12 protein-coding genes are annotated in these 12,782 nt (G+C 55.9%); 7 read left to right on the top strand and 5 right to left on the bottom strand.

Annotation, left to right across the window (positions count from 1 at the left end):
- The first annotated feature begins 18 nt into the window (after window positions 1-18).
- Genes B1C80_RS01695 through B1C80_RS01705 form a run of 3 tightly spaced genes read left to right on the top strand, consistent with a single transcriptional unit; the run spans window position 19 to window position 1,833 of the window.
- On the top strand, window positions 19-552 hold the full coding sequence (locus B1C80_RS01695) for a Rieske 2Fe-2S domain-containing protein (protein ID WP_077919306.1): 534 nt from the start codon (window positions 19-21) through the stop codon (window positions 550-552).
- 19 nt (window positions 553-571) lie between these two features.
- Entirely contained in the window at window positions 572-1,279 is a 708-nt protein-coding gene (locus B1C80_RS01700; protein WP_236648560.1) for a hypothetical protein, read from the top strand.
- 5 nt (window positions 1,280-1,284) lie between these two features.
- Complete coding sequence (locus tag B1C80_RS01705) at window positions 1,285-1,833, top strand: YceI family protein (protein WP_077919307.1); 549 nt, start codon at window positions 1,285-1,287, stop codon at window positions 1,831-1,833.
- 77 nt (window positions 1,834-1,910) lie between these two features.
- Here B1C80_RS01705 and B1C80_RS01710 read toward each other — a convergent pair whose 3' ends face one another.
- Window positions 1,911-3,965 (bottom strand): glycoside hydrolase family 3 protein, encoded by a 2,055-nt coding sequence (locus B1C80_RS01710; protein ID WP_077919308.1) that lies wholly within the window; start codon window positions 3,963-3,965, stop codon window positions 1,911-1,913.
- Between the two features lie 327 nt (window positions 3,966-4,292).
- On the opposite strand from B1C80_RS01710, the gene B1C80_RS01715 reads away from it, so the two are divergent.
- Both B1C80_RS01715 and B1C80_RS01720 read left to right on the top strand, forming a co-directional pair.
- Window positions 4,293-5,687 carry a DUF3500 domain-containing protein gene (locus B1C80_RS01715; protein WP_077919309.1) on the top strand — a complete coding sequence of 465 codons (1,395 nt, stop codon included), beginning with the start codon at window positions 4,293-4,295 and terminating at the stop codon, window positions 5,685-5,687.
- Window positions 5,687-7,012, top strand: a complete 1,326-nt coding sequence (locus B1C80_RS01720) for a HupE/UreJ family protein (protein WP_236648562.1) — start codon at window positions 5,687-5,689, stop codon at window positions 7,010-7,012. The genes B1C80_RS01715 and B1C80_RS01720 overlap by 1 nt, the downstream gene beginning before the upstream one ends.
- A gap of 19 nt (window positions 7,013-7,031) precedes the next feature.
- Here the strand turns inward: B1C80_RS01720 and B1C80_RS01725 are convergent, their stop codons facing one another.
- Window positions 7,032-7,910, bottom strand: coding sequence for a helix-turn-helix domain-containing protein (locus B1C80_RS01725; protein WP_077919310.1), 879 nt, complete (start codon window positions 7,908-7,910; stop codon window positions 7,032-7,034).
- A gap of 216 nt (window positions 7,911-8,126) precedes the next feature.
- Between B1C80_RS01725 and B1C80_RS01730 the strand changes: the two genes are divergently transcribed.
- Window positions 8,127-9,104 carry an alpha/beta hydrolase gene (locus B1C80_RS01730; protein WP_077919311.1) on the top strand — a complete coding sequence of 326 codons (978 nt, stop codon included), beginning with the start codon at window positions 8,127-8,129 and terminating at the stop codon, window positions 9,102-9,104.
- A 48-nt stretch (window positions 9,105-9,152) separates the two neighbouring features.
- Window positions 9,153-9,737 (top strand): DUF4405 domain-containing protein, encoded by a 585-nt coding sequence (locus tag B1C80_RS01735; RefSeq protein WP_077919312.1) that lies wholly within the window; start codon window positions 9,153-9,155, stop codon window positions 9,735-9,737.
- Window positions 9,738-9,977: 240 nt separating this feature from the next.
- Here the strand turns inward: B1C80_RS01735 and B1C80_RS01740 are convergent, their stop codons facing one another.
- The 3 genes from B1C80_RS01740 to B1C80_RS01750 all read right to left on the bottom strand — a co-directional run bounded on the left by B1C80_RS01740 (window position 9,978) and on the right by B1C80_RS01750 (window position 12,746).
- Window positions 9,978-10,559: a carboxymuconolactone decarboxylase family protein gene (locus B1C80_RS01740; RefSeq protein WP_077919313.1), complete on the bottom strand. Its 582-nt coding sequence runs from the start codon at window positions 10,557-10,559 to the stop codon at window positions 9,978-9,980.
- 78 nt (window positions 10,560-10,637) lie between these two features.
- A complete protein-coding gene (locus B1C80_RS01745) occupies window positions 10,638-11,192 on the bottom strand; it encodes a peroxiredoxin (RefSeq protein WP_077919314.1) in 555 nt (184 codons plus the stop codon).
- Window positions 11,193-11,507: 315 nt separating this feature from the next.
- On the bottom strand, window positions 11,508-12,746 hold the full coding sequence (locus B1C80_RS01750) for a TCR/Tet family MFS transporter (protein ID WP_077919315.1): 1,239 nt from the start codon (window positions 12,744-12,746) through the stop codon (window positions 11,508-11,510).
- Window positions 12,747-12,782 lie beyond the last annotated feature (36 nt).

The raw sequence follows: 12,782 nt of genomic DNA on the forward strand, positions 1-12,782 counted from the left end.
ATTTTATTTTTACCATTTATGCTAACCAAACCAACTAACGAAAACACGATGGATCGTGGTGAATTTATTCGCAGCCTTGGCCTGAGCAGCGCTGCGCTGATGTCATTCTATTGCCTGGGCACCCTTACGTCCTGCTCCGGTGGTGGTGACGATCCTGCCCCCGGTGGCGGCACTACCACCCCGGTTACCTCGCCCGGCCTGACGGGCAATGCGGAGGCCAGCAAAGGCGCTATCAGCTTTACGCTTGATCTGACCAGCACCGATTTCAGCAAGCTCAAAACACAGGGCGAATTTGTTCGGGTAGGCGACGTGCTGGTGGCCAATACGAGCGGCAACAAATACGTGGCGATCCAGCGGTTATGTTCGCACGAGCGGCAGGATGCCGTTTCGTACCGGCTGTCGTCCAACGACTTCGGCTGTAGCGTTCACGGCTCCGTTTTTGCGCTCGACGGCAGCGTGAAAGTAGCAGCCGGAGGCCCGAGCCAGCCCGCCATGAAACTGTATAAAACGACGCTCAGCACCAACGGCAACTCGCTCCAGATAACCGCGTAATCCAGCTTTATCATCCTATATGACGTCCCTACGCCCACTTGCCTTTCTATCGCTGTTGCTGACGAGCCTGAGCCTGCTGGCGCAAACCCCGGCCACTGATACCACCTCCAGAAACGCCCCGGCGGCTTCAGATACCCTGCCGGCAACCGCCGATGAGTCGGCCAATGCCCTGCTGGAGGGGCTGGCTGACGCCAACGAAACGCCCAGTCTGCTGCCGCAGAAAATGATTTTCACCCAGCGGGCATTTTGGGGGCCGAAGGGTTTGCTGCGCGTAACGAACATGGCTCCGCTCTCATCGGCTGGGCGTGCTAAGGAACTCAAGATTCGGAGAACGATGCTGGTGGCTCACCAGATCGGCGGCTTTGTCACGCTGGCCGGCTTTGTGGCGCAGGGGCTTCTGGGCGCTAAACTCTATAACGCGAAGGGGCAGGAATACGCCGATACCAAAGTCTGGCACGAACGAATGGCGTCGTACATCAACGTTTCTTACGGCACCACGCTCGCTCTGTCGCTAACGGCCCCTCCGCCGGTAGTGGGTGCCAAACGAGGGCTGAGCTGGATCAGAGTCCATAAATACCTGGCCGTAGTTCACCTGGCCGGTATGGTAGCCACCAATGTGCTGGCCCAGAAAATCCAGACCGACAGCAGCCTCAAACCCGTTCACCGGGCAGCGGCCTATACGACATTTGGTGCTTATGCGGCTTCTATTGTGGCCCTAACGTTTTAGAAATTATGACCCGTATCCTACTCTGCTTATTCGTCCTGTGCTTGTGGGGCTTTGCCGGGCCGCTGGCCAAGCGCAAACTCGTGGCCGACAAATCGCTGTCAACCGTGACCTACGCGGCCAAACACCCGCTTCACAAGTGGGAGGGCGTTAGTCATGACGTCAACTGCGCCATGATCTACAATGACGAGACCAAAACACCCGAGAGTGTGGCCGTTTCGATCAAGGTAGCCTCGTTCGACAGTCAGAACAACAACCGCGATTCGCACGCCATCGAAGTGCTCGAGGGGCTGAAGTATCCGAACGTTACGTTTGTCAGCTCGGGTATCAAAGCCAACGAAGACGGCACGCTGAGCGCCAGAGGTAATCTGACTTTTCATGGGGTAGCAAAGCCGGTGAGCGTACAGGTCACCCGCAAAGAGGCTGGTGGCAAGATGACGCTGACCGGCGAATTTCCGGTTAGCCTGACCGAATACAATGTCGAGCGCCCGTCGCTGATGGGACTCAAGACCGATGACCTGATGACACTGCGGTTCGACCTCGTCTTTCCGCTGTAAACACAACCTATCTGTACCGTTTTGAGAGAGCCGCTTTTGCGGCTTTCCTGTTTTACGGCAGCGGGTTACGCCCCGCCTTAGTAACTGATTCCTTCGTTGTATTTGAACAGCGCGTAGCTGGTGCCCTCCCGATAGCCGGGTACATCTTCGCGCTGCTGGCTGGCGGCCGACTCTGACAGGGGCGTGGTAAACGGCATCTTACCCGTTGGTTTGAACTTACCCGTAACAATATCCAGCAGCGCTTCGGGGGTTGTACCGAACGTGGCCAGTACGGCAGGCATGTTACTCATCGTCTTTGTATTGTACACCTCGTCGATAATCCATGGATTAGTGTAGTTGAGCGCCAGGATGGTCGGTTTTTTGGCCGCCAGCGCGTTGATGTAGCCTACTTCGACTGCGCATTTGGATAAAGCCAGCTGAAGTGGTGACCCGTCGGACCCAAACAGCGGCTGCATGGATGGCGCGATCCACAGCAGGATAACGTCGGCCGCTTCGGGGGTGTTTACAAACTCAACGGCGTACGCCTGGGGGTTGGCGGGTGCATAAACCGTTCCCGGACCCGTAGGCGGAGTGCCGTACTTTTTCTGGTACGATTCGAAATACACTTTCGTCTTCGCCTTCAGCGGCAGGGTCCGGGCTTCGTTACGCAGTAACACAATGGACTTACGCAGGGCCAGATTGGCCCGCTCGGTGAATCGGGGGTTACCAACCAGCTTTTCGGCTGCGTCCTCGTCAACGTATGGGTTCTCAAACAGGCCCAGCAGAAACTTCTCCCGCAACAGCCGCAGTACCGAGTCATCGATCAGGGCCATGTCGACCATACCGGTCTGTACCGTTTCGAGCAGTTTGGCCGGGTTGGCATTACCGGAATACAGGTTCACCCCCGCTTCCAGGCTTTTTTTGTAGCGCTCCGTCAATGACAGCTTCTCTACCCCCCAGGGCATCATATCGATCGGGCCCGTGTCAGAGTTGATGATGCCCGTAAAGCCCAGTTCTTTCCGAAGCAGATCGCTCAGGATACCTTTGTTATACGCATAAGCCACCTGTTCGTATTTCGTGCCGACTGGCATCGAGTAGTAGGGCATAATAGACGAGGTGCCTGCTTTGATAGCGGCTTTGAACGGAATGAGGTTGTTTTCCAGCATACCTCCCGGGAAAACCTCTTCTTTGCCGAACTCGAAATGCGGGTCCTGTCCGGCTTTGGTAGCTCCCCCGCCCGGAAAATGCTTGGTCGTGAGCGCAACCGACGCTGGTCCCAGGGTTTTGCCCTGAAATCCCAGCACAATTTCGGTAATCATCCGCCCCGCCCAGTCGGCATTTTCGCCAAATGTACCGTCGACCCGTTGCCAGCGGGGTTCGGTGGCAATATCGGCCATGTACATGTACCCCTTCCGAAGTCCCACAGCGGCCCATTCCTGGCGGGCTACGTCGGCAAACTCCCGAACCAGTTCCGGATCGCGCATGGCCGATAGCCCTAGTTCGCCCGGCCAGACCGAAAAAACGGTTTTGCCGACGCTGGTGCCCATGGCGGCCGAAGCGGTGATGTGATTGCGCGGGTTCGACGCCACAATGGCCGGAATACCCAATGGCTGACTCTCGCAAAGGGCCTGTAGCCGGTTGGCCCACTCGGCCGTTGTTCGGGCGCTTACGTTGGCCCGCAGAATGAAATGGCGCAGGTGAAACTGAGTAACCCCTTTGGTGGTGCCAGCCGCGTTCATGACGGGGGTTGGCAGCGGCCGACGGGTGAATATGTTCGAACTCTGAACGATATCGTCCTCGCTGAATTCGCTGGTGATGGGTCCGGTGGGCGCCGGCTGATTCGGGCCGAAGCCGGAGCGTTCGTTTTTCAGGCGGGTATCGCTGATCAGCATAAACCCTACTTTCTGCTCGACCGACATTTTTGCCAGCAGATCCCGACTCCGTTCTTCGGCCGACAGGCGCCAGTCCTCATATCGGTCCAGCTGATTATTTCGGTTCAGGTCTTTAAACTTCAGTCCGTTCAGCGTAAGAACACGAACGGTTCGGGCACCCAGTACGGGCTGCTGCACGCGCGACTGGGCATTGACCGATGGGGTAGCTGTTGAGACTGACAGCATCAGCATCAGCCCCAGATAAATGGGGGTACTATTCATGGAGCAGACAAGCAGGTTAAGGTGGTTATGAGCGAAATAGCCAGCCGCTGGCCAACCCGGTTGCAGTTGGTACAAAATCGGCGAAGCGCTGAACTACAGCTCGTTGGTTGCTGAAGGGCCCAACCGGCCGAATCTACTACCTGGCTGGACTCCGGCTTATTCATCGACAGGTAGATCCGCAGCGGACCTACAGCTCTGTCTCTATCAGGTTGGAATTGTATACGACTATGTTCTGAATGTATCCACCAGCCCTGCAACACGCCAGGTTAGGGCTGCGTACAGACAGTACAATACATAGTCATTCCGTCTGTTCTTAAAAACCAGCTTATGCCAGCAATCTTCCGGAAGCTTTTCCTAGTGTCAAGTCTGTTCGTAGCCCTGTATGCCTGTAACTCGTCAACGAACGACGCCGTCAGTCCAACGGCAACGATAACGGGCTTATCCTGCGGGTCGGCTACGTTTTCGGCCACAGCCCTGAGTGGTACAGCCTATACAGCCACGGCTACCCTCCCTTACACCGGCGGAAATGGAGCCGCTTACGCAGCCGCTACCGCCATTGCTTCCACTGGCATTACGGGGCTGAACGCTACGTTACAGGCCGGTACACTGGCCAATGGGTCCGGCAGTCTGACCTACTCATTATCGGGCACGCCCAGCGGTTCCGGAACGGCTACTTTTGCTATCAGTTTTGGTGGTCAGTCATGCAATCTGGCCCTAACGGTGAGCGCGTCGACCCCCAGTTCCAATACCGCCAACTGCACAACCGCAACCGGGGTTGCCAACATCGTTTGCCTGGCTGAAGCGTTTAAGGCAACTTTATCGGCCTCGCAGCTGGCAACGGCCCAGCTCGCCTACACCCGTGATAATGTTGTACGCTGGTCTAATCTGCCCCAGGCCCTCTACCAGGCCAAGCGACTGGGCATTGCGTTCAGTTCGTTATCAGCCACCCAGCTGGCGGCTGCCAAAGCCCTGGTTCAGGCGGCTACCGGCTCGCAGGCGGGTGAAGGGTATGCCGAAGTACAGCAGCTATTGCTGGCCGACGATTATCTGAATGCAAACGGAGGTGGCTCAACCTATGGCTCCGGCAATTATTACATCGCCCTGCTGGGAACGCCCTCGCTCACCGATGCCTGGCAACTCCAGTTTGGGGGCCATCATCTGGCGGTAGCGATGACGTATAAGAATGGAACCGTTGTGGGAGCGACTCCGTATTTTGAAGCGATTGAACCGGCCTCTTTTGTTAGTAATGGCACCACCATTCAGGCAATGGGGAATGAACAGGCCGGTATGGTAGCCATGCTGGCAGGCTTATCGGCAACGCAGCTGACTACGGCGAAACTAACGACATCGCTGACCGACATCCTGATGGGCCCGGGTAAGGACGGCCAGTTTCCAACTGCCAAATCGGGGCTGGCGGTTAGTGGACTTACCACCACGCAGAAAGCCCTGGTTCTGGCAGCCATGAAGCCCTGGGTGCAGGACGTGGATAATGCAACGGCGGCTGAACTGCTCAAAACGTACGAGAGCGAACTCGACCAGACCTACATTGCCTATTCCGGAACAACGGCGCTTAACAGCAACGGCGATTATGCCCGAATCGACGGACCAAGCGTCTGGATCGAGTTTTCGGGTCAGGGCGGTATTGTGATCCGCAACGTTACCCATTTCCACACCATCTGGCGGGATCGCAAACGCGATTATGGCGCCAACTTCACATTCTGATGCAGCTCGTTCCCCAACCGCTACGCAGCCTGTACCAGTGGGTACTGGCTGCGTGTCTGATCTATACAGCGTTCATACCGGCACACCGGCTGTCAGCGCACCCTATGCCCAACTCAGTCGTGCTGCTGACCGTTCAGCGCGACCGTATCGACGCGACCGTTCAGCTACCACTCAGCGAATTACAGTTTGCCTTCGGTCATGCCGTTAACGATAGTTCGGCCCGGCTGATAACCCGTTTTGGTCCGGCGCTTAGCGCCTACCTCCGGCAGCATATCCGCGCGGTTGGTCCGGAAGGGCAGTCCTGGTCGGTCGGTGTCGGCGCTCTGTCGGTCGACTCCAGCACGAATTCGATCAATGGTACTTACCGCGAACTGGTAGCTCACTGCTGGCTCAAACCACCTTCCGGCGCTGATCTGCGCCAGTTTACGCTCTACTACGACGCGATCGTTCATCAGGTGATTACGCATAAAATACTGGTTTCTGTGCGTCAGGATTGGGCATCGGGGGCGTTGGCCGACGAAAGTCCCGTTCAGATAGGTCTGATTGAACTCGACATACCCAGCGGCACGGTTCCGCCCCTGGCCGTTAGGCTGAAGCCTGGAACTCTATATACGGGGTTTCAGACAATGGTCGAGCTGGGCGTTCAGCACATTGCCGAGGGCACCGATCATCTGCTTTTTCTGCTGGTGCTCCTACTGCCGGCACCCCTGCGGGCCGGGCGTCGGCGGTGGCATCCGGACGGCGGTGTGCGCTACAGTCTGATCCGGCTACTCAGGTTAACGATGGCTTTCACGCTGGGGCATTCGCTCACCTTGCTGGCAGGCACGGTTGGGTGGTTACGGGTGCCGGCCCAACCCGTTGAGGTGTTGATTGCGGGGTCAATTCTGGTTTCGGCGATTCACGCACTCCGCCCGTTGTTTCCGGGGCGGGAGGGCTACGTAGCGGCTGGTTTCGGGCTTATCCATGGCCTGGCTTTTGCCGACACGCTAAGTAACTTATCGCTCGATCCGAGCCATCTGGCACTTAGCCTGTTGGGGTTCAACCTGGGTATAGAGTGCACACAGGTATTCGTTATCGGACTTGTTATGCCCTGGCTTATAGTTCTGAGTCGCAGTATGGTATACACAAGGGTGCGATTATCAGGCGCCCTCTTTGCTTCGGTTGCGGCCCTGGCCTGGATCGCAGAACGACTGTCGGGACAAACCAATTGGTTTACTACCGCGGTTGAAACGCTGGCTCGCTATGCCCCGCTGTGGTTGCTGTTACTGATCGTAACAACGCTGCTTGTTTATTACCGGCATCGCCAGTCGCAGCCGGTTTCATAACCGGGGCATTGATGGCGATTTAAACCCGCTGGTTAGTCGATGCCCGGTAATCGGTTGGCGACAGGCCGGTATGTTTGCGGAAGAACCGGGCAAAGTAGTTCGGGTAATCGAACTCCAGCAGGTAGGCTATTTCGGATACCGTATAGCTGGTATAAAGCAGGTACTTGCGGGCTTCGTTGAGCCGATGTTCCTGCACCAGTTGCAGCGCCGACTTACCGGCTACGGCCTGACAGATCCGGTTGAGATGAACAGGGCTGACAGCCAGTTCGTCGGCAAACTGGCCAATACTGTGCCGACCGCCAACCTGCCGGATCCGCTGCTGAAACGCCCGAAAATAGCGCAGGTACGGATCGTCCGGCCGGTTTTCGAGGTCGTGGTTCTGCTGCCAGATTCGGTATAACACAATGAAGAGCCGCTGCAGACAGGCCTGCACCATACCGCGTTTTTCGGGTCGGTCGTCGAACAACTCGTCGTCGATATGCCGGATCAGCTCCTGAACAGTCTGGGGCGAGTACGCCCCGTCGAAGACCGTCAGACACTGCACATGACCCAGCATGGAAGCCACGCCCGACGAAGCCGGAAACAGCCCGTCTATCCAGGTATCAGACAGGGTCAGAATATGGCCCGTTACGTCAGCACTGTAGACAAAGCCATGCAGCGCCGTTGGTGGAATCAGCAGGAGGCAGGGGCCCTCCAGCTGGCGCGTTCGACTGGCGTCTTTAAACTCGACGCGTCCGGAAAGAACCAGGAATACCTGCAACAGCCGGGCGTGAATGTGGGGTTGTATGATCCAGTCGAACGTACGGCTGCGCGTTTCGATCAGTTCCGAGAACAGGTATTCGCCGTCGGCACCGGTCATTGTTTCTCCGTAAAGTCCGTCGTACTGAGTAATGCGCATGGAAAAGCGTTTTGGCCTAAAGATGGCTATAAATACCTACATTGACCAGGAGCAGGGTAGTCAGGTTTCTTCTGGTGCCTGCCCGGCCCATCGGGTCTGCATGTTCGATTTATGTCTGAAAAAAGCCGAAACGTATCCTGATGACCCGCCCTGTCGCCAGCAACTTTGCCAGCTGTGCCAGTCATTATTTTGATGTATTCTTTCTCTCATAATCTTATGTACGTGACCCCCTTTGCCCAATCAGTAAAATGGATGCGTAGTTTGGTCCGGCTGGCCTGCCTGATGAGTTGGGCGGGTGTGTTGCTGGCTCAACCGCCGGGCATGCCGCGCGGAGGACCTATGGGCAAACCCAACACCCAATCCATTAGTCGGAAATGGCTCAATGTGCCTTATGCAACCCAATCACCCGCTCAACAGCTGGATATTTACCTGCCCGAAACCGGCGAAGGGCCCTTTCCGGTTATTGTTGCTATTCACGGGGGAGCGTTCAAAATGGGCGATAAAGCCGATGGACAGCTTACGCCCATGCTGGAAGGACTCAAACGAGGTTATGCGGTGGTCAGTATCAACTACCGGCTGAGTGGAGAAGCCATCTTCCCGGCGCAGATTCAGGACGTAAAAAGAGCTATACGCTTCGTTCGGGCCAACGCCAGAACCTACAAACTGAACCCCAACAAGCTGGCAACCTGGGGCGGCTCGGCAGGTGGTCACCTGGCGGCTATGGCCGGAACAACCGGCACCCTCACGGACTTCGACGATCCGAGCGACCCGAACGTGAACCAGCCTGCGCGGGTTCAGGCCGTTGTCGACTGGTTTGGCCCGATCCAGTTTGATCAGATGGACGCTCAGTTCAGAGCCAGCGGCAAAGGTCGTCCTGACCATGACGCGGCCAACTCACCCGAGTCGGCGCTGATTGGCAAACCCATCCAGGAAGCTCATGATCTGGTCAAACGAGCCAGCCCCGCTACCTACATCAGCCCGGCATCCCCGCCCTTCTTTATCGAGCACGGCACCGAAGATCCGCTGGTGCCGACTGAGCAGTCGAAACTACTGGCAGCTGCGCTTCAGGACGTACTCGGCCCAGCCAGCGTATCGCTTACCCTGCTTGAGGGAGCGGGGCACGGTGGTCCTCAGTTCAATACGCCGGAGAACCTGGCGAAGGTATTTGCGTTCCTTGACAAACACCTTAAGTAGTTTTCCGGGTTTGGTGCTATTTTGAGCAGAATCGTCACTTAAACATCCATGAAATCAAAAAACCTTGTTAGTCTGTCGGTTGCGGCCGTCTTTGCAGTCCTTTCCGTAACGGGTCTACTCATCTATCTGGGCCAGGGTAACCATACCATCGACCATACCCACGCCTGGTTTGGCGTTTTGTTTTTCGGTGCGGCCGTCTTTCACATTATCAACAACTGGTCGTCGATCAAAGGGTATTCGGTCAGCCGGCGCACTAATAGCGTTCAGCGCGAACTGATTATTCCAAGCCTGATTACGGTTGTATTCGTGGTCGGTATCGCGGCCGACTGGCCGGTGTTCAAAGACTTGGCCAACGCGGGAAAGAAAGCGTTCGGACGGAGTAAACCCAAAAAAGAGGCTCTGTCGCAAACCACCGTCGACTCCATTGCCCGACGCCTGATTGCCGATCATGACAAGGTCGACGCACAAAGCATCCGGTTCGATACGACGGCCGTACTGGGCGAGAACGTCATTGTGGCGCAGGGCACAGCCTCACACGCCAAACCGGACACCACCACCTTCCGTTTCACCGACGTTCTCTCGCTGGAGGGCAACCAATGGAAGATCGTGGCTGGCCAAACCGGCCCCCGTTAATATCGTTCGGTAACCGGACTTATCGTTGGCGAAACGATTTCGTATAAATGCCCCGCCCTGCCAGTGGATTTATTCCTGGCAGGGCGGGGCATTCGATTCCCCCCGTCAGGGGTAAACCCACTGACGGGGGGCGGTCTGCCAGTGGGTTTACCCCTGGCAGTACCATCCAGTTTGATCAGGTATTTCCAAAGAACCCCGTCAGGGGTAAACCCACTGACGGGGTTCTTTGGAAACAGTTGCTTACAATACCGTAATCAATCCTTTGATAACAGCACCCAGGCGAATCGCGTCCAGCACGCGGGCTTCGGAAGCACCGTGTTTGAGTACGCTCTCCTCGTGCGACCGAACGCACATTTCGCAGCCGTTCACGGCCGAAACGACCAGGCTCATGAGTTCGAAAAACTCCTTACCCAGTACTGGCGTCATCATGATGCTCATCCGGATACCCGCCTGGGCCGTGGTGTAATACTCTTTATCCATGAAGTGCCGGAACCGGTAGTACACGTTGTTCGTGCTCAGCAGCGACGTGCAGGCCAGCGTTTCGCTTAGCTCGGCGGCTGTGGCTCCTTCAGCTTCGGCGGCTTTGGTAAAGGCGTCGATCAGCAGCTGTTGCTTTTCGTTAGCGGCTACCGACAGGGCCAGCAGCAGCGCTTCTTTCCTGGTCAGGTGCTGGCTGTTGTTCAGCACATTGCTAACGTTGATTTTCAGATCGCGCAGATACCGGTTATCACTCAGCTGCTCCAGCACCGGGAAGTCAGCCGTTGTATCGATGCCCAGGTTGCTTAGCAACGATTGGGCCGTGTCATTCAGTGTCGTTGTCATCGTGTAAAGCGTATAAGCGTGAATGAGGAGACCAATCCTCCTCATTCACGCCGGTTTATCGTATCGATCGCTTAGTTATTAAGCGGCCAGGGTGGCTTCGCCTTTGGTCCAGTTGCAGGGGCAGAGCTCGTCGGTTTGCAGGGCGTCGAGTACGCGCAGTACTTCGTTTACGTTACGGCCTACAGACAGATCGTTAACGGCCACCCACCGAACAATACCTTGTGGATCAACGATGTAGGTAACGCGGTAAGCTACTTTCTCGTTAGCTTCCAGAATACCCAGCTCATCGGCCAGCGACTTCGAGGTGTCGGCCAGCATCGGGAACTTCAGCCCGCGCAGGTCGTCGTGGTTTTTACGCCAGGCCAGGTGAACGAACTCCGAATCGGTCGAGGCACCTACGAGCATGGTGTCACGGTCTTCGAAGTCGTCAAATTTTTTGTTGAACTCAGCGATTTCGGTGGGGCAAACGAAGGTAAAATCTTTCGGCCACCAGAACATCACGAGCCATTTGCCAGCCTGTCTGTGGTCGTCTGACGAGATTTCGTAAAACTCGTTGCCTTTATCGAGCGACACCACCGCCAACTTCTTGAACTCGGGAAATTCTGAACCTACCGAAACGATATGATTTTTCATAGACAAAACAGGTTGTATTCAATTGTAACGACTTACTTCTGTACAAAAATAGACGTCTATATCATATTTACTACTATTGATTTTATCAATGAGAAATAGATAAACTATATGCCTTCATTATTCTAATAGCGAATTGTATTGTTCATTATAACCTTAACTCAAAACCTAACTAGCGCCTAACCGCATCTTCCTATAATACAATTTGAATCAGGCTACCGCATTAAAGAAAAATTGAACCATAGTGCTGTGGCCCATAAAAAAACACCCGACTGCTTAGCCAGGTGTCGTTCATAAAATTGGCTGGTAACGGCTGGTTTATACGCTTACCAGTTTTGGTTTCCGGAAACCGCGCCAGGCCAGAACGGCGCTGATCAGGGTCAGTACCGCACTCAGCACATACGGCGCGCCCGGAAAGTAAACGGGTGCCTCGGTGCTGGTGAAGTACGAAAACAGGTTGGTCATAATCAGCGGGCCGAAAATCGATGTAGTACTGGTCAGGCTGGTCAGCGCGCCCTGTACCTCGCCTTGTTCGTTGGCCGGTACCTGGGTCGATATGATCCCCTGCACCGAAGGCCCGGCAATGCCGCCCATGGCGTAAATAGCCATAAACGCGAACATCATCCAGCTCTGGGTGGCAGCCGCAAAGAGAGCGAAACCCACCGCCGAAAACAGAAGCCCCACGTAGACCGATCGCTCCTGACCGAGTTTAGGAATAATTATTCGCGTCAACCCGCCCTGAACGATAGCAAACGCCAGCCCGATGGTAGCCAACGACCAGCCAACCATCTGCTCGTCCCAGCCAAATTTCTCGATGGTATAAAACGTCCAGGTGCCCTGTACCGAAAAACCGGCAATGTAGATCAGCACCAGCGAGGCCACCAGCCCCAGAATAACCGGATACCGACCCAGATTCAGCAGCGACCCGACCGGGTTGGCCCGTCGCCAGTCGAAAGGGCGTCGGTTTTCGGGAGCCAGGGATTCGGGCAGGATGAAAAACCCGTACAGGAAGTTGAGAAACGTAAGCCCCGCAGCGACGAAGAACGGCGTGCGCGACCCAAACTGGGCCAGCGTACCACCCAGCGCCGGGCCCAGGATGAAGCCAACCCCAAACGCAGCGCCTATCAGTCCGAAATTTTGCGCCCGCTTTTCGGGAGTGCTGATGTCAGCAATGTACGCGCTGGCCGTTGTGAAGCTGGCCCCCGTAACACCCGCCAGCAGCCGCCCCAGAAACAACCACTCGATGGTTGGCGCAAACCCGGTCAGGACGTAATCGAGGCCGAAGCCGAACAGCGAAAACAGCAGCACCGGCCGGCGACCGTACTGATCGCTGAGTCCACCCAGTACCGGCGAGAAGATGAACTGCATAGCCGCGTAGGCAAACGTCAGCCAGCCACCGTAGCGGGCGGCCTCGCTAATGTTGCCGTCAATAAGCTGCTCAATCAGTTTCGGAACAACGGGAATAATGATGCCTAGCCCCGTTACATCGATCAGGAGGGTGATAAAAATAAAGATGAGCGCCGGGCCGCGACGGTCAGATACAGCAGGGTTGGCCATAATGATAAATGAAGAATGATGAACGATGAACAGGTA

Origin of the sequence: Spirosoma sp. 209 (assembly GCF_002006735.1) — a bacterium.
In the GTDB taxonomy this organism is placed as follows: Bacteria; Bacteroidota; Bacteroidia; order Cytophagales; family Spirosomataceae; genus Spirosoma; species Spirosoma sordidisoli.